Source organism: Streptomyces sp. NPDC060232, from assembly GCF_042726555.1.
Classification (GTDB): Bacteria; Actinomycetota; Actinomycetes; order Streptomycetales; family Streptomycetaceae; genus Streptomyces.
The window spans coordinates 26,143-40,754 of record NZ_JBHXAG010000017.1 but is presented as its reverse complement, the minus strand read 5'-3'; the positions used below and the strand labels follow the sequence as shown (position 1 = coordinate 40,754).

Annotated in this window: 17 protein-coding genes and 1 other RNA gene; 6 read left to right on the top strand and 12 right to left on the bottom strand. The window is 71.9% G+C overall.

Features of this window, described 5'->3' with window-relative positions:
* Positions 1–93 precede the first annotated feature (93 nt).
* On the top strand, positions 94–705 hold the full coding sequence (locus ACFWFZ_RS23585; protein WP_387124780.1) for a TetR/AcrR family transcriptional regulator: 612 nt from the start codon (positions 94–96) through the stop codon (positions 703–705).
* A gap of 170 nt (positions 706–875) precedes the next feature.
* Positions 876–1,625 (top strand): bifunctional DNA primase/polymerase, encoded by a 750-nt coding sequence (locus ACFWFZ_RS23580; RefSeq protein ID WP_387124779.1) that lies wholly within the window; start codon positions 876–878, stop codon positions 1,623–1,625.
* A gap of 64 nt (positions 1,626–1,689) precedes the next feature.
* Here ACFWFZ_RS23580 and yaaA read toward each other — a convergent pair whose 3' ends face one another.
* The 3 genes from yaaA to ACFWFZ_RS23565 form a co-directional block, all read right to left on the bottom strand.
* Complete coding sequence (gene yaaA / locus ACFWFZ_RS23575) at positions 1,690–2,493, bottom strand: peroxide stress protein YaaA (RefSeq protein WP_387124778.1); 804 nt, start codon at positions 2,491–2,493, stop codon at positions 1,690–1,692.
* A 77-nt stretch (positions 2,494–2,570) separates the two neighbouring features.
* Positions 2,571–3,404 (bottom strand): hypothetical protein, encoded by an 834-nt coding sequence (locus ACFWFZ_RS23570; RefSeq protein ID WP_387124777.1) that lies wholly within the window; start codon positions 3,402–3,404, stop codon positions 2,571–2,573.
* Positions 3,401–4,135, bottom strand: a complete 735-nt coding sequence (locus ACFWFZ_RS23565) for a MerR family transcriptional regulator (protein WP_387124776.1) — start codon at positions 4,133–4,135, stop codon at positions 3,401–3,403. The genes ACFWFZ_RS23570 and ACFWFZ_RS23565 overlap by 4 nt, the downstream gene beginning before the upstream one ends.
* A gap of 77 nt (positions 4,136–4,212) precedes the next feature.
* On the opposite strand from ACFWFZ_RS23565, the gene rnpB reads away from it, so the two are divergent.
* Positions 4,213–4,614, top strand: an RNA gene (rnpB, locus tag ACFWFZ_RS23560) — RNase P RNA component class A.
* 458 nt (positions 4,615–5,072) lie between these two features.
* Here rnpB and ACFWFZ_RS23555 read toward each other — a convergent pair.
* The 6 genes from ACFWFZ_RS23555 to ACFWFZ_RS23530 all read right to left on the bottom strand — a co-directional run bounded on the left by ACFWFZ_RS23555 (position 5,073) and on the right by ACFWFZ_RS23530 (position 8,830).
* Positions 5,073–5,492, bottom strand: a complete 420-nt coding sequence (locus tag ACFWFZ_RS23555; protein ID WP_387124775.1) for an NUDIX hydrolase — start codon at positions 5,490–5,492, stop codon at positions 5,073–5,075.
* The gene (locus ACFWFZ_RS23550) at positions 5,467–6,306 is read right to left on the bottom strand and encodes an STM4013/SEN3800 family hydrolase (RefSeq protein WP_387124774.1); all 840 of its coding nucleotides are present in this window, start codon (positions 6,304–6,306) and stop codon (positions 5,467–5,469) included. Before ACFWFZ_RS23550 ends, ACFWFZ_RS23555 begins: the two co-directional genes overlap by 26 nt.
* The gene (locus ACFWFZ_RS23545; RefSeq protein WP_387124773.1) at positions 6,303–6,800 is read right to left on the bottom strand and encodes a hypothetical protein; all 498 of its coding nucleotides are present in this window, start codon (positions 6,798–6,800) and stop codon (positions 6,303–6,305) included. The genes ACFWFZ_RS23550 and ACFWFZ_RS23545 overlap by 4 nt, the downstream gene beginning before the upstream one ends.
* Positions 6,793–7,434: a thymidylate kinase gene (locus ACFWFZ_RS23540; protein ID WP_387124772.1), complete on the bottom strand. Its 642-nt coding sequence runs from the start codon at positions 7,432–7,434 to the stop codon at positions 6,793–6,795. The genes ACFWFZ_RS23545 and ACFWFZ_RS23540 overlap by 8 nt, the downstream gene beginning before the upstream one ends.
* Entirely contained in the window at positions 7,431–8,441 is a 1,011-nt protein-coding gene (locus tag ACFWFZ_RS23535; protein ID WP_387124771.1) for a radical SAM protein, read from the bottom strand. The genes ACFWFZ_RS23540 and ACFWFZ_RS23535 overlap by 4 nt, the downstream gene beginning before the upstream one ends.
* A 179-nt stretch (positions 8,442–8,620) precedes the next feature.
* Positions 8,621–8,830 (bottom strand): hypothetical protein, encoded by a 210-nt coding sequence (locus ACFWFZ_RS23530; RefSeq protein ID WP_387124770.1) that lies wholly within the window; start codon positions 8,828–8,830, stop codon positions 8,621–8,623.
* Between the two features lie 348 nt (positions 8,831–9,178).
* Here ACFWFZ_RS23530 and ACFWFZ_RS23525 point away from each other — a divergent pair, with 348 nt between their 5' ends.
* The 3 genes from ACFWFZ_RS23525 to ACFWFZ_RS23515 all read left to right on the top strand — a co-directional run bounded on the left by ACFWFZ_RS23525 (position 9,179) and on the right by ACFWFZ_RS23515 (position 11,569).
* A complete protein-coding gene (locus tag ACFWFZ_RS23525) occupies positions 9,179–10,366 on the top strand; it encodes a helix-turn-helix domain-containing protein (protein ID WP_387124769.1) in 1,188 nt (395 codons plus the stop codon).
* A 14-nt stretch (positions 10,367–10,380) separates the two neighbouring features.
* Entirely contained in the window at positions 10,381–10,737 is a 357-nt protein-coding gene (locus tag ACFWFZ_RS23520; protein WP_387124768.1) for a hypothetical protein, read from the top strand.
* A 499-nt stretch (positions 10,738–11,236) separates the two neighbouring features.
* Entirely contained in the window at positions 11,237–11,569 is a 333-nt protein-coding gene (locus tag ACFWFZ_RS23515) for a hypothetical protein (protein ID WP_387124767.1), read from the top strand.
* Positions 11,570–11,575: 6 nt separating this feature from the next.
* Here the strand turns inward: ACFWFZ_RS23515 and ACFWFZ_RS23510 are convergent, their stop codons facing one another.
* The 3 genes from ACFWFZ_RS23510 to ACFWFZ_RS23500 are packed head-to-tail and all read right to left on the bottom strand — an operon-like array spanning position 11,576 to position 14,609.
* Positions 11,576–13,012, bottom strand: coding sequence for a bifunctional RNase H/acid phosphatase (locus tag ACFWFZ_RS23510; RefSeq protein WP_387124766.1), 1,437 nt, complete (start codon positions 13,010–13,012; stop codon positions 11,576–11,578).
* Positions 13,012–13,755 carry a zinc ribbon domain-containing protein gene (locus ACFWFZ_RS23505; protein WP_387124911.1) on the bottom strand — a complete coding sequence of 248 codons (744 nt, stop codon included), beginning with the start codon at positions 13,753–13,755 and terminating at the stop codon, positions 13,012–13,014. The genes ACFWFZ_RS23510 and ACFWFZ_RS23505 overlap by 1 nt, the downstream gene beginning before the upstream one ends.
* A complete protein-coding gene (locus ACFWFZ_RS23500; RefSeq protein WP_387124765.1) occupies positions 13,752–14,609 on the bottom strand; it encodes a Nif3-like dinuclear metal center hexameric protein in 858 nt (285 codons plus the stop codon). The genes ACFWFZ_RS23505 and ACFWFZ_RS23500 overlap by 4 nt, the downstream gene beginning before the upstream one ends.
* Between the last annotated feature and the right edge of the window lie 3 nt (positions 14,610–14,612).

Below are 14,612 nucleotides of genomic sequence, written 5' to 3'. Positions count from 1 at the left end.
GGGTGGTTTACGAAAACGATGAACTCCGGGGGGCTTCGGAGGGTTCCTGGGGAAGCCGAGGAGACGAGACGTCTCGGTGCGATACTTTCGGGCATGACCAAGACCCCTGACGCCACGCGCCGCAGCGACCGCTCCCGGCGCGCCATCCTCGACGCCGCGCTCGCCCTGGTCGGGGAGGTCGGCTACAACAAGCTGACCATCGAGGCCATCGCCGCCCGCGCCGGCGTCGGCAAGCAGACCATCTACCGCTGGTGGCCGTCGAAGGCGGCCGTCCTCCTCGAAGCCTCCCTCGCCCTCGCCGGGGACGCGGAGGCGGACGCCGGGTGGAGCGGCTTCCCCGACACCGGGGACCTCGCCGCCGACCTGAAGCACGTCCTGCGGGCGACGGTCGACGAGTTCAACGACGAGAGGTACGAGGCCCCCGCGCGCGCCCTGACCGCGGCCGGAGCCACCGACCCCGAGCTCGGCGCCCGCTTCACCGAGCAGCTGCTGGAGCCGCAGCTCGCCCTGTACGAGGCCCGGTTGCGCACGGCCCGCGAGGCCGGCCAGCTCGCGCCCGGCACGGACCTGCGGCTGACGGTGGAGATGCTGCTCGGGCCGCTGACGTACCGCTGGCTGCTGCGCACCGCGCCCCTCACGCACGCGTACACCGACGCACTCGTGGACAGGGTGCTCGGCGGGGTGGCAAACGTCACCGCCCGCTAGCCGCCGGACAAGCTGCGTTCACCCGGGAATGTTTGCCCTGATTGTGTGGATATGTTGTGGTTGACCCTCACCCATCCCCGGCCCCCCGGTCATCGAGAGCGGTCACCCGGGGCGCAGGATGGTGGGACCATGTGAAGGTCTGCCGGGGCAACGGTGAGGTGAGGGGATAGATGGGGTCTGAGTCCGGCCGCGTCAAACGCGGCGAGCAGAGCAGGATCTCCCAGTGGCTGCGCCGGCGGCAGAAACCCACCGCCGAGGACCCCGCACGGGAGCGTGAGGCGCTCCTCCTGGCCGTCGCCGCCGCCGGTCTGCCGCTCGCCCCTGCCGCCCATCCCGCCGGCTACCGATGTTCGTGCGACCGCATCGGCTGTCCGACCCCGGCCCGACATCCGGTCTCCTTCGCCTGGCAGACGCAGTCGACCACCGACCGCGCGCAGATCGAGCGGTGGGCGCGCAACGAGCCCCAGGCCAACTTCATCACCGCGACCGGCATGGTCCACGACGTCCTCGATGTCCCGCTGGAAGCCGGCGCCGCCGCCCTCGCGCGGCTCCTGGAGGCCGGCATCAAGGTCGGCCCCGTCGCCGAATCGGGCGGCAGCGGCGACCAGGCCCGGATGCTCTTCTTCACCGCCACCCGCGGCACCCCCGAGGACGAGGACGAGTGGTGGCCGTGCGCGCTGGACTGCCACCCCGAGACGATGGACGAACACCCGGGCCTGCGCTGGCACTGCCGCGGCAGCTACGTCCTGGTCCCGCCGGCGGCCCTCCCCGGCGACCAGGCGGTGACCTGGATCCGCGGCGTGGAGCACCCCCTCCCGGACCCGCTCACCCTCCTGGAAACCCTGACCGACGCCTGCGCCGCGTACGCGGACACCTCCGACCGCACCCCGGCAACGGTGGCCTGGCCGCTGGGCCGTTGACCCATGCGGCGCCCGGACGCCAGGCGCCGGGTGCCGTGTCCCAGGCCACCGCCGCGGTGCGCCGTCAGTGGTGGATCTGCGTCACGACCACGTCGAGGGACCAGGCCCGGCCCGCCTTCGCGGGGGCTTGCGTCTCGACGACGTAACCCAGGTCCCGCAGCACTGTCACCAGCTCCGCCGGCGAGCCGGGCACGGCCCCCGCCACCAGCAGGTCCCGGACCAGGCGGCCCTTGGTCGCCTTGTTGAAGTGGCTCACCACGGAGCGCTTCTCCACGCCGTCCACCATCTGCGAGTGCAGCACCCGCACGGTCGCGGTCCGGCCCGCGACCTCGCCCTTGGGCTTCCACGCCGTCGCGTACGCCGCCGAACGAAGGTCCAGTACCAGCCCGTCCCCGGCGGCCTCGGGCAGCACCTCGGCCATCGGCCCGCGCCAGTACGCGCCGAGCGCGCCCAGACCGGGGAGCTTCACGCCCATCGAGCAGCGGTACGAGGGGATCCGGTCGGTGACCCGCACCGCGCCCCACAGCCCCGAGAAGACGAGCAGCGCGTCCTCGGCGGTCGCCCGCGCCGCCGCGGGCAGCTCGGCCAGGCCCAGGGCGTCGTAGAGCACGCCGGTGTAGATCTCCCCCGCCGGGCGGGCCGCCGCCGAGCGCAGCTGCGCGTTCTTGGCGACCTCTCCGCGCAGGCCCTCGCTCAGGCCCAGCACGTCACGGGCCTTGAGCTCGTCGCCCGCGCACAGCTCGACCAGCTCCTCCAGCACCGCCGCCCGGGCCTGCGCCAGACCGGGCAGCGACAGCTCCTGCGGCTCCAGCGGTACGCCGGAGCCGCCGGCGGCCTTTCCCTCGGAGGGCGGCAGCAGCACGAGCACGGTGGTTCTCCTTCGATACGACACGACGCAGGGGTGCGGCCCCCCGGCCAGGGTAGACGCCCGCCCGCCCTCAGCGACTACGCCGGCTGGCGCAGGGCCGAGACCAGCGCGCGGGGGTCGTCGGCGTGGAAGCGGACGGTGCTGGCCGACGCGCGGGCGCCAAGCGGGCGGGTGAAGGTGAGCTGGCGGTTCAGCTCCAGGGTCACGGTGGTCTGGCCGCCGACGATGAGGTCGAGCACTCCGTCCTCGGAGAGCGTGACCAGCCGTCCCTCGGGATAGCGGCGCTCCACCCGTACGGAGGCCACCGCGTCCGGCGGGACGGCGAGGTCGAAGAGGGCGCCGTAGCGGATCCGCAGCGTGCCGTCGGCGCCGACCACGTGCGGCCGGGTGACGCAGGCGGCGTGCAGGGCGATCACCAGCAGGATCCCGTACACGTCCAGCACGAGCACCACCCGGTGGACCGCCGGCCAGGGGATGAGGAGGGCCAGCGCGACGGTCTCGACCACCGACACGAAGACCATCCCGTACGTCATGGCCGTCTGCGGTCCGGTGTACGCGGCGGCAAGGTCCCCCGGGCGCACCCCGTGCTTGCGGCGCAGGACCCACCAGCCGAGGGAGGCGCCGGCGTGCAGCTCGTGCCGCAGCAGCCGCCGGACCTGGACCGGGACCACGGCGCGGACCGCCGTCCGCAGGGCGGCCCGAGGTTCCTCGCCACCGGCTGCGCGGGCGGTGGCGTAGAGCCTGTGCAACACCCACGCCTCCAGCAGGAGCACCCCGAACACCACCGCCTCGGCGGCGGCCAGGGCCGGCGCGGGCAGCCGTACCCCGGCCGCCACGCACACCACGAGCGCCAGCTCCGCCGGCAGGACCGCAGCCACCACGATCCGGGCCGCCCGTACCGCGCGTGTCATCCCCGTCCCCTCTCGATGAAGGCCTCCATGACGCGGCGGACGACCTCCGCCTGTGCGGGGGCGTACTCGGCGAGCAGCGCCTCCTTGAACCCGGTCACGACCGCCCCGTCCCGGGGGATCGCGGCGAACACCTCGTCGGGGACCGCCGCCACCAGCTCCGCCGCCAGGCCCGGGATCCGCGGGTCGTCCGCGGGGGCCTCGGCGAGTTCGTCCAGCCGCTCGTACAGGGCGAGCATTCCGGGGTCGGAGGCCAGCGGCCCGAGTGCGGCGTAGATCTCCTCGCCGCCGACGCCCGAGGCGTCGAGGAGCGTCAGGTGTTCGCGGTCCTTCGCCGCCGCCGGCGAGGTGGTGCGCGGCGCCTTCGCCAGGAGCGCGGCGAGCGCGGGCGAGGTCGGCTCGCCCGCGCCAGGCTCCGCGGCCAGGAGCACGGCGAGCCGTCGCCGCCGCTCCTTGATCTCGGCCTCCTGCCGGGCGAGGTCGGCGTCGAGTTCCTCCAGTACGTCGGCCAGGTCGCGCCCGGCGTCGTCCGCGAGGACGTCGCGCACCTCGTCAAGGCTGAGCCCGAGCTCGGTGAGCCGCCGTACGCGGGCCAGCAGGACGGCGTCCCGGACGGTGTAGGCCCGGTATCCGTTGGGGCGCCGCTCCGGTTCCGGGAGCAGCCCGACATGGTGGTAGTGCCGGATCGCCCGGGTGGTGACCCCGACCACCGCGGCGATCTCTCCGATCCGCATGCCCTCAGTAGAAACCCTGCCGTTGCGGCAAGGTCAAGCGGCGACGGCACAGCCGGTAACATGGTCGCCACGGCAGACGAGTCGGCCGGGCGGCCGCGTCGGGATCCTCGGATCCCGCCGAGGAACGTCCGGGCTCCACAGGGCAGGGTGGTGGGTAACGCCCACCCGGGGTGACCCGCGGGACAGTGCCACAGAAAACAGACCGCCGGGGGCTTCGGCCCTCGGTAAGGGTGAAACGGTGGTGTAAGAGACCACCAGCGCCTGGGGTGACCCAGGCGGCTAGGTAAACCCCACCCGGAGCAAGGTCAAGAGGATCCGTCCCCGGACGGGTCTGCGCGAACGCTTGAGGGCTGCCCGCCCGAGTTCGCGGGTAGACCGCACGAGGCCGGCGGCAACGCCGGTCCTAGATGGATGGCCGTCTCCCCGGCGACCGCGAGGTCACCGGGTGACAGAACCCGGCGTACAGGCCGGCTCGTCTGCCCCACTCCCTTATCGGGAGTGGGATCCTGCCCCTCACCTGCGGTAACGCGGTGGTGGACTGTCGACCCTGCTCTGTCACCACCGAGGTTGAACTTGGCCGGATCGCGTCAGATGCCCACGCTGGACACGCAATGGAACGCATCTCGAAGGCGTGCGCTCCGCCCCGCCGCCGCACCCCCAACGCACACAGCCGGTGATACTCCGCCCGGCCCGGATGCCCGCTCGTACCGGGCTTCCCCCGACCACGGACACCAGCCTTGCGCGCCCGCCCGGCCGCCGTGTGACGGTTCACCCCCACCGCCCGAGCAGCACCCGTGACACTGCCGTTCTCCCGGTCCAGCGCCTCGAAGAACCTCGCCCTCAAATCCCCAAAATCCACGATCCCCGCAACTCCCTGAACTCCAGGGTGTTGCGGGGATCGATAGAACCCGCCTGCTGCTGAGGCGGGGCGTTGCTGTCAGCGCCGGTCGGCGAGGAGCAGTGCGAGGGGGCCGCCGGGGAGGAGGAAGCGGCCGTCTTCGGCTGCCTTGATGGTGTCCTGCATCGGCCACCACATCAGCTTGAAGTCTTCTTCGCCCTCGTCGAGCTGTTGGGGCCCGAGGGTGAGTTCCTCGGCGAGGAAGAGCGACATGCGGGCGGGCGAGGCGAGGGTGATGGCGTAGGTGCCAAGTTCGGTCCAGTCAACGGCGGTGATTCCTGCTTCTTCCCGCAGCTCCCGGCGGGCGCCTTCCAGCGGTGTCTCGCCGGGGTCGAGACGTCCGCCGGGAAGGAACAGCTCGCCGTGCCTGGCAGTCCGGCTGGTCAGCACCGCCACCAGTCCTTGGATGTCACGGGCGACGACGACGGCTGCGTCACTCTGTACGGGAAGTGTCTGCATACGTCGGGAGGCTACTCCGCGGGCCGGTGACGAAGGCGTTGAACGGAACGTTCATCACCGTGGGGTGGGCGATTCCGCGGCCGCGGTAACCGTCTTCCCCGAAGGCGTCCCCGTGGTCGGCGCACATGATCACCAGCCATCGCCCGGTCGCGGTGAGCTGCTCCAGGAGGCGGCCGAGGTGCTCGTCTGCATAGGTGAGGGCGGCGGCCTGTGACTGCCAGGAGTCGGAGGACTCGCCGAGGTAGTGACCGTGGGGGACGTGGGTGGCGGAGACGTTGACGAACAGGAACAGGGGCCGGTCCCGGTGGGTGTAGGCGAGGGCCAAGGCGTGGTCGACCTGGTGACGTGTGGAGTCCGGCTCGGGCGAGCAGAACTCGGGTCGCCAGTGGTCCTCGTCGAACATGGCGGGCAGGACGGAGCCGAGTGGGGTCTCTCGGGAGAAGTAGGTGACGCCGCCGACGCAAACGGTGCGGTATCCGTACCGGCTGAGGCCGGCGAGGAGGCTGGGGGCGTCGAAGACGAAGGTCTCGGGGTCGACGGTCTTGAAGGCGGGCGGGCGGCATTCCCATATGCGGGGTGGTTGTACCGGCTGGGGGAGCTTGGGCAGGAAGCCGGAGAAGAAGGCGGTGTGCGCGGGCAGGGTGAAGGTGCCGGGGGTGCGGCGCTCCTCCCAGGCTCCCCCGGGCAGGTAGGCGGCGATGCGGGGGGTGTCTCCTGCGTGTGCGCAGGCGCGGGCGACGTCGTAACGGAGGGAGTCCAGGGTGACGAAGAGGATGTTCGCGCCGGACTCGATCAGGGCGCGGGCGTTGATCACGAGACGGTGCCGTCCGAGAAGCGACGGGTGATGGTGCCTCGGGCATGCTCGTTGACGGGGATGGGGATGCGGTCGTTGTCGATCATGCGGCGGAGGTCGGCGAGTCCGCTGGTTTCGGTCACGGGGCTGCCGTCGGCGGCGTAGAGGCGGATGGTGATGGTGGTGTGGTCGTCGTCCTTGCTCGTGTGGAGGTAGGCGCCGGGTACTCCGCCGAGGTCGTCCATCGTGGCCTTGAGAGCTTCCTCGCTGCTGGGGCCGAGGTCGGTGACGTGGCATGCGAAGTGGCGGGCGTTGACCGCGCCTTGGGTGATGCGTCGGCGGAATTCGGCCGTGGCGGGGTGCCCGTCGTCGGCGACGGCTAGGGCGCTGGTGCGGGTGAGGGCGACATAACAGGCTCCGACCCACCAGGCGACGCCCTCGTGGATCTGGCCGGGGAAGGCGCCGCTGACCTCGTTCTCGCCGATCACGGTGGCGGTGTCGATGGGGTTAAGCACAGCGCTCCTTGAGGTGGGCGGTGATCATGTCGGCGAGGTCGTCGGGGGTGCGGCCGTCGGCTTCGAGGAGGACGGCGGTGGGGTCCGCGGTAGCCGCGGCCGCGAAGTTCTGGCGGAGCAGAGCGAGCCGGCCGGGGACGCCGAAGAGCTCTTCGTCGTCCTGCTTCGTGTCGTCCTTGGTTCCCATGCGCTCCCTGAGGGAGCGGTCCGAGACGGTCAGGTAGAACGTGGCGTCGGGGACGACCAGGTAGGGGTGGAAGGCGTCCACGATCGCGGCGACCTGGTCCATGGGTGTGCCGGTGATGGCGGAGTGACAGGCGACCACCGAGGACAGGTAGCGGTCGGCGATGACGGGCCGGTCACTGAGCTGGCGGCGGATCTCGTCGGAGGCGTGCATCAAGCCTGACAGCAGGAAGGCGAGCTGCGGCAGCGGGCGGACGCCAGCAATGATGGTGGGCAGGAGCGGACTGTGGGGGTCGGGCGGGGTGTGGATGTGCCAGCCGTTCATGCGTAGTGCCAGGAGCCGGGCCAGGGTGGACTTCCCGACGCCGGACACGCCTTCCAGACCGATGAACGGGTGCAGGACCGGGGTTGCTGTGGTGAGCGGCGCGTATTTGCCGCGGAGGCCGGTCACAGGAGGCCCTCGGTGAAGGAGGCGACGTGTGCGGCGATGGCGGGGGTGATGCCGTCCGGGGAGTCGAGAAGCGGGAGCAGGTCCAAGCGGAGGTCGTCCCGCAAGAGGCACGGCTGGAGTCCGCCGGCGTGGTCCAGGCGCAGGGACCAGAATCCTTCGATGCAGGTGGGCTTGAGGGGGCAGGTGCCGCACTGGCCGACGTGGTGGCGGCCGAGGTCGCGGTGGATGACGTCGATCTCCACCCCGTCCACGCGGAACACACGGCGTCCCTGGCCGACTCCGGCGACTTCGGTCCGCTCGTCGCCGGTGAGGGTGCGCAGGTGGCTGATGATCTTTTCCGCGCCGATGGCGGAAGATGTGCGGCTGGCGTTGAAGCCGGTCTCGACCAGCTCGATGAACTGGACGGGCATCCGGCGGTCCAGGGCGAAGTCGAGGATGCGGGTGAGTTCGTGCTCGTTCTCCTTCTGCATGAGCGTGTTGATCTCGACCTGGCCGCAGATTTCCCGGGCCGCGTCAATGCCGTCGAGCACAGTGGTGACGCTCTTGCGGGTCCCCGCAATGGCTCGGAACGACTCGTCGGAGAAGTAGTGCAGGGAGACCTTCATACGGTCCAGGGCGGCCTCGGCGAGCCAGTCCTGCTGAGTGCGTACGAGGGTGCCGTTCGTGATCATGGTGTAGCTGACGCCGGGCCGGCGGACGGGCAGGGACGTGAGGACCGGGCGTGCGAGCGGGGACATCAGCGGCTCACCGCCGGTGAAGTAGACGCGGGTGAGGCCCGCGTCGATCACTTCGCGCGTGATCATCGTGAAGTGCTCGGCGCACAGCTCGGCCGTGCGCGGCTGCATGTGCCGGTGGGTGCGGGTGCACGGCGGGGGTACGTCGCCCTCGTTGTGGCAGAACCAGCAGGCCACGTTGCACTTCGGGGTGAGGGAGACGCGGAACTGGCCGCCGAGCGTGGCGAAGTTGTGCAGGGCGGTCCAGTTGACCACCGGTGTCGCGGTTGCCATGGTGCTCCTCTCGATTGCCTTTCGAGTGGTCCGTGGGTGGCGCCGGGGAGCACGTCCCCAGACATGTCCCCGGCGCCGTTCCTCCCCGCGCCGACTACCTGGTCAGGTGCGGAGAGGAAGTGGTGCACCCGCCCCGGGCGCTGGTGCTGTAGGAGGTGCGGGGCGGGACGTAGCGGGGTTCAGCGAGGGTCGGCCTGCCGCAGTGCCTGGTGATCGGCCACGATCCACTCGACACCGCCGCCTTCGGGGCGCAGGAAGACTGCTTCGGGGATGACGCGGCGGGTCTCAGGGTTCTCCCACTCGCCGATGAACTGCACGATCCCCTCACGGCCCTTGGCCGGGTCGAGGACGCGGGCGCCCTCGTACAACCAGGACGGGCGCCTGCTCAAGGGGCGTCCTCCCCACGCACCTCAGCGAGGCGCATGAACTTCTCCGAGCCCCGGCCGCTCCTATCCGCAGAGTCCGGCTCGGTGCGCCGGGCTGCGGCTCGGGGACGGAGACCTTGCGTCCGCTGACGCCGGGGCTGCGGCGCGGGAGTTCCGTGCCGGGCATCGCGTGCTCCTTTCCGAGGGAGTTGCAGCAGGGCACCGTGCGACATGGGAGACGAAGCGGTGCCCTGCCGGCGAGCGACCGCCCTGCGGGGGCGGCGTGATGACCAGTGAATCGAGGCAGCCCCGTTCGGACCATGTCTGACGAAGAGTCTGCAAATCCTGTGCATGCATCGGCACACTCTGTGCATGGGCGATTTGCTGGGGGATGTGCTGCGGCAGGCTCGGAACGTAAAGAGGCTGTCGCAAGGTGGCGTGGGCAAGGCAGTCGGCTATTCCGGGTCGTGGCTGTCGCGGGTCGAAACCGGGAAGATCAATCCGGACGAGGACACGCTGGCCGCTTTATGTGGTGTCCTGGGGCTGACTGCTGCCGACGTCGGACTCGAAGGGGATGACGTGCACCGCCGAAAAGTGCTCACGCTCGGGCTGGGGGTCGGCATCGCTGCCGCGCTGCCCGGCAACGCATCCGCCGCGGCCGTCGACCCGAAGGAGCTGGTGGAGCGTTCGCTGTTCCGTCTTCCTCATGCCCGGCCGACGTCTCGGGAAGCGCTGCTCGCCGCCCTTGTCGAAGCCCGCACGGTCTTCCAGGCCGCGCATTACAGCAAGCTCGGCCGCACGCTTCCGTCGCTGATCTCCGGCTCGCTCGCCTCGCAAACCCACGACATCACAGCCCGCGCGTACGTCCTCCTCGCGCAGCTCGCCATCAAGAACTACCAGGGCATGGCTTGGGTGGCGGCCGAACGGGCGCGTGCGCAGGCGGAGCTGACGGGTAATCCTGTGGTGATGGGCGAGGCGGCACACTCCATGGGGGTGTCCCTTCGGCGCAGCGGCGACTATCAGGCCGCGATCGACCATCTTCACGAAGCGGCCACCCGCTTGGGGCAACGGCCGGACGAACTCGCGATGCGCGGCACGCTGATGCTGACGGCGTCGTACAGCGCCGCGCAGGCCGGTTGGCGGGGGCAGGCAATGGAGTTGATCGGGGCGGCCGAGGAAACGGCGAAGCGGCGGGAGACTGTCGCACAGCGGCTCTACATCCCAGGCGAGTTCGGGGAGGCTCAGACGCAGGGGTTCCGGATCAGCGTGCACCACGCGCTCGGCGAGGACGACCAGGCCCTCGCCTACGCGGAGAAGCTCGATCCGCGCCTACTGCCGACGGCCGAGCGGCGAGGGCGGATGTGTATGGACGTTGCCCGGGTCTGGCAGGCGCTCGACGAGCCGACCAAGACGTTCCATGCGCTCCGCGCCCTGGCCTCGTACGCGCCGGAGGAAGCGGCCCGGCCGAAGGTACGGGCGATCACCTCGGAGCTGCTGATGATGAACCCGGAGATGCCGGGGCTGCGCCGGTTCTCGCAGAAGATCGGAGCCACCGTCTGATGAAGGAAGACCATATGAGCGACGACGGCCGCATCTTCCGAGAGGCATGGATCGCCGGCGTGAAGAAGCACTTCCCCGGCGAGCCGAAGCCCAGATACATCACGCCGTGGGACGAGGCGCCGGAGTGGGAGAGGCAGTGCGCCGCCGCGGTCTACGGCCAGGTCCGCGACTTCGTCCACGTGAGCGGCGGTCAGACGGCGAAGCTCAGCCGGGAGCAGAGGGGCCGGTTCGTCGCGCTGTGCTGGATCGCCCAGATCCACAAGCACATCCCGGAGCCGAAGCCGAGCTACGTCGCCGACTGGGACGCCCTCCCCGACTGGCAGCGTGAGACCGACGCGGACATCTTCGAGCACATCGAGCAGACCGTCTGACCCTCGAAACGGCGAACGCCCCCGCTGGCCTGCTCTTTGCCGGGGCGGGGCTTGGCGTGCGGTCAGTCGCAGTTGGGGTCGAGGCTACGGAGGGTGACCTTGTCGCAGTACATCTCCGTCATGATGTCTGCGGTCTGCCACCCGGCGACGGCCTCGGATATCTGGGCGACGGCAAGGACGGCCAGCAGCGCCAGGACCAGGATCCGGAAGACGCCGGTCTGCGGTCCCTTCTTGCGGGGGCGGGGTGCTCAGGCCGCCTTCACCGCCGCGGGCCTGGCCGACCGCCTGGACCCGGACCGGGCACGGCGCTCCGGAGCCCGGACCGCCGGTCGGCAGGGCCGTTGCGGAACGCCCGGCGTCACGGGGCGCCGGCCGTTGCGGGACGCCCGGCACGGGCCCCGGTCCCCGCTCCGATCGAGGCGGTCGGTGCCGATGCCTATCGGCGGCCCGTTGGGGCCGACACCTTCCGGCCGTGAGGCCGATGCGGCACGCTCGGCTCATGAGCGACCACTCCGAGCGCGCGGCCGCTGCCGCCGCGCACGTACGCGACCTGGCCGAAGCGACCGACTCCCGCAGCTCCTACGCGGACCCCGCCGAGATCGCTTCCGTGACCGGGAGCCTGCTCGACCTCGCCCGCCACCTCGAAGACGCGTTGGAGCACCTGGAGCAGCGCATCCGGCGGACCGACGGCGGTGACTGGACCGCCCCGGACGGTGGCGCGCCCCGCCGGGCCGAGCACGCCGTCCAGTCCGCCCGGGCCGAGGCGCGGAACATGGCCCGCTCCCTCGCCCGGGCGACGGAGGCCCTCGGCCACCTCAAGCCCGCACCCTGAGGGCGCCTACCGCAGGTGCGAGGTGTCGTTCAGCAGGCGGACCGAGGCGTTGCCGTCCGCGTAGTAGGCCACCGCCGACAGGGACGCCGCCGAGAGTTCCATGCGGTAGAGGGACTCCGGCGGGGCCCCGAGCGCGAGGCGGACCAGGATCTTGACCGGGGTCACGTGGGTGACCAGCAGGACCGTGCGGCCCGCGTGCTCGGCCAGCAGCCGGTCGCGGGTGGCCGAGATCCGGCGGGTGGCGGCCGCGAAGCTCTCCCCGCCGCCGGTGGGGGCGGCCTTCGGGGAGTCCAGCCAGGCCTGCAGGTCGTCCGGGAAACGCTCCCGCACCTCGGCGAAGGTCAGACCCTCCCAGGCGCCGAAGTCCACCTCGCGCAGGCCCTGTTCGACCGTCACGGCGAGGCCGAGGCGGTCGGCGACGGCCTGCGCGGTCTCACGGCAGCGCAGCAGCGGGGAGCTGACGACCGTCTGGACGGTGCCGCGGGCGGCGAGCGCCTCGGCGACGGCCGCCGCCTGGCGGCGGCCCGCCGGGGACAGCTCGGGGTCGCTTCCGCCGCTGCCGGAGAACCGCTTCTGCGGGGTGAGCGCGGTCTCGCCGTGTCGCAGCAGCACGAAGGTGGCCGGCGCCCCCATGTCGGGGGCCCAGCCCTGCCCACCCGCGGGGGCGGTGGCCGTCCGGTCCTGATCGGCCCGGCCGGGCGCCGGCGCCGCCGACGGGATCGGTCCGCCCGTACCGGAGCCGGGCTCCGCGAAGAGGGTGTCGGCCCCTGCCTCCGCGGACACCGGCGCGGTGGCCGACGTACGAGGAGACATGGCGTCGGCCGTCGCGGCGCCGCCCGCCTGGGCCTCTTCGGCGCCGGCGATGCCGCGGGCGGCCGCGGCGTCGGGGCCGGGCCGGGCGCCGGCCAGGGCCGCCCGCGCCGCCGCCGCACCCGCGGCGGCGTCACCGGGCGGACCCGACGGGGCCGGCACGGCCGACACGGTCGTGAAGGCGGCCGAGGAGGCCGACGGCTCCCACTGCCCGCCGCGCCTGCCCGCGTCCATCGCCTCGTTGGCGAGCCGGTCCGCGTGCTTGTTCCGCTCGCGCGGGATCCACTCGTACGTCACCTGCGCGCGCGGCAGGATCCGCGCGGCCTCAGCCGCGAGCGGCTTCATGTCCGGGTGCTTGATCTTCCAGCGGCCCGACATCTGCTCGACGACGAGCTTGGAGTCCATCCGGACCAGGACCGCCGCGTCGGGCGCGAGGTCACGGGCCGCCGTGAGCCCGGCGATCAGGCCCTTGTACTCCGCCACGTTGTTCGTCGCGACGCCGATGTACTCGGCGCGTTCGGCCAGCGTCTCGCCCGAGGCCGGGTCGAGGACGACCGCGCCGTAGCCGGCGGGCCCCGGATTGCCCCGGGACCCGCCGTCCGCCTCCACGACGATCCGGACGAGTCGCTGCATCAGATGCCCGAGTCGGCCGTACGGACCAGGATGCGGCCGCAGTTCTCGTGGCGGACGACCAGGTCGCGGGCCGCGGCCTTGATCTCGTTGACCTCGGCCATGTCGAGCTCCAGCCGGCAGCCCTCGCAGCGGCGCTGGTAGAGGCGGGCGGCACCGACCCCGCCCTGCTTGACGCGGATCTTCTCGTACAGGGCCATCAGGTCGCCCGGCATGGAGGTGACGATCACCTCGCGGTCCTTGGTGGCCTTCGCGACCTCGGCGTCGATCTCGGCGGTGGCCGCGTCCCGACGGATGGTGGCGTCCGCGACCTTGGCCTCCAGGGCGGAGACGCGCTCGGTCAGCTCGGAGACGCGCTCCTGCGCGGCCTCCAGGCGCTCCATGACCTCCAGGACCACGTCCTCCAGGTCACCCTGGCGCTTGGCGAGGGAGACGACCTCGCTCTGCAGGTTCGCCAGGTCCCGGGCCGAGATGCCCACGCCGGAGTCGAGCCGCTGCTGGTCGCGGACCGCGCGCTGGCGCACCTGGTCGACGTCCTGCTCCGCCTTGGTCTGCTCGCGCGCCGTGTCGCTCGCCTGGGTCTGGGCGGCGACCAGCAGGTCGCGCTGCTGCGCCAGGTCCTTGGTCAGGGTGTCGAGCTCGGCGTGCTCGGGCAGCGACTTGCGCTTGTGGGCGAGCTGAGACAGCCGGACGTCCAGCGCCTGGACATCGAGAAGTCGGATCTGGTCGGCGGGCTCGGCGTTCAGTTGGGGGCTCCAGAGATAGAAGGGGAGGCTACGGACGGCGCGTGCACCGTCCACGGGTCGGTGACCGTGCGCGAGACGTGGGTGCGCAGACCCCAGCCGTGGCGCTCGGAGATCGCGTCGAGCTGCGCGGCGGCCTGCTCGCACCAGGGCCATTCGGTGGCCCAGTGGGCGGCGTCGACGAGGGCCAGCGGGCTCTGCTCGCGGGCCTCGGACACCGGGTGGTGACGCAGGTCGGCGGTCACGAACGCGTCCACGCCCACGGCGCGGGCCTCCGCGAGGAGGCTGTCGCCGGAGCCGCCGCTGACGGCGACGCGCCGGATCATCGCGTCCGGGTCGCCTGCGACGCGGATGCCCTGGGCGGTCGGCGGCAGCCAGGCCGCGCAGCGGGCGGCGAACTCCCGCAGGGTCTCGGGGCGGTCCAGCTCGCAGATGCGGCCGAGGCCGCGGCGGCCTTCGGGGTCGCTCGGGTCCGGCACCAGCGGGCCGGTGATCCGCAGGTCCAGGGCGCCGGCGAGGGCGTCGGAGACGCCGGGGTCGGCGGTGTCGGCATTGGTGTGGGCGACGTGCAGCGCGATGTCGTTCTTGATCAGCGTGTGCACGACGCGGCCCTTGAAGGTGCCGGCCTCGACCGTGGTGGTGCCCCTCAGATAGAGGGGGTGGTGGGTGACGATCAGGTCGGCACCCAGTTCCACGGCTTCGTCGGCGATCTGCTGGACGGGGTCCACCGCGAAGAGGACCCGGCTGACCTCGGCGTCGGGGTCGCCGCATACGGTTCCGACCGCGTCCCACTGCTCGGCCCGCGAGGGGGGCCAGAGAGCGTCCAGCGCGGCGATGACTTCAGAGAGACGGGGCACGGG

What these genes read in the sequence shown, in the direction of transcription:
- ACFWFZ_RS23585 (WP_387124780.1), top strand. Translation starts at nt 94, where the DNA reads ATGACCAAGACCCCTGACGCCACGCGCCGCAGCGACCGCTCCCGGCGC.
- ACFWFZ_RS23580 (WP_387124779.1), top strand. Translation starts at nt 876, where the DNA reads ATGGGGTCTGAGTCCGGCCGCGTCAAACGCGGCGAGCAGAGCAGGATC.
- ACFWFZ_RS23570 (WP_387124777.1), bottom strand. Translation starts at nt 3,404, where the DNA reads ATGACACGCGCGGTACGGGCGGCCCGGATCGTGGTGGCTGCGGTCCTG.
- ACFWFZ_RS23565 (WP_387124776.1), bottom strand. Translation starts at nt 4,135, where the DNA reads ATGCGGATCGGAGAGATCGCCGCGGTGGTCGGGGTCACCACCCGGGCG.
- ACFWFZ_RS23555 (WP_387124775.1), bottom strand. Translation starts at nt 5,492, where the DNA reads ATGCAGACACTTCCCGTACAGAGTGACGCAGCCGTCGTCGTCGCCCGT.
- ACFWFZ_RS23535 (WP_387124771.1), bottom strand. Translation starts at nt 8,441, where the DNA reads ATGGCAACCGCGACACCGGTGGTCAACTGGACCGCCCTGCACAACTTC.
- ACFWFZ_RS23525 (WP_387124769.1), top strand. Translation starts at nt 9,179, where the DNA reads ATGGGCGATTTGCTGGGGGATGTGCTGCGGCAGGCTCGGAACGTAAAG.
- ACFWFZ_RS23520 (WP_387124768.1), top strand. Translation starts at nt 10,381, where the DNA reads ATGAGCGACGACGGCCGCATCTTCCGAGAGGCATGGATCGCCGGCGTG.
- ACFWFZ_RS23515 (WP_387124767.1), top strand. Translation starts at nt 11,237, where the DNA reads ATGAGCGACCACTCCGAGCGCGCGGCCGCTGCCGCCGCGCACGTACGC.
- ACFWFZ_RS23510 (WP_387124766.1), bottom strand. Translation starts at nt 13,012, where the DNA reads ATGCAGCGACTCGTCCGGATCGTCGTGGAGGCGGACGGCGGGTCCCGG.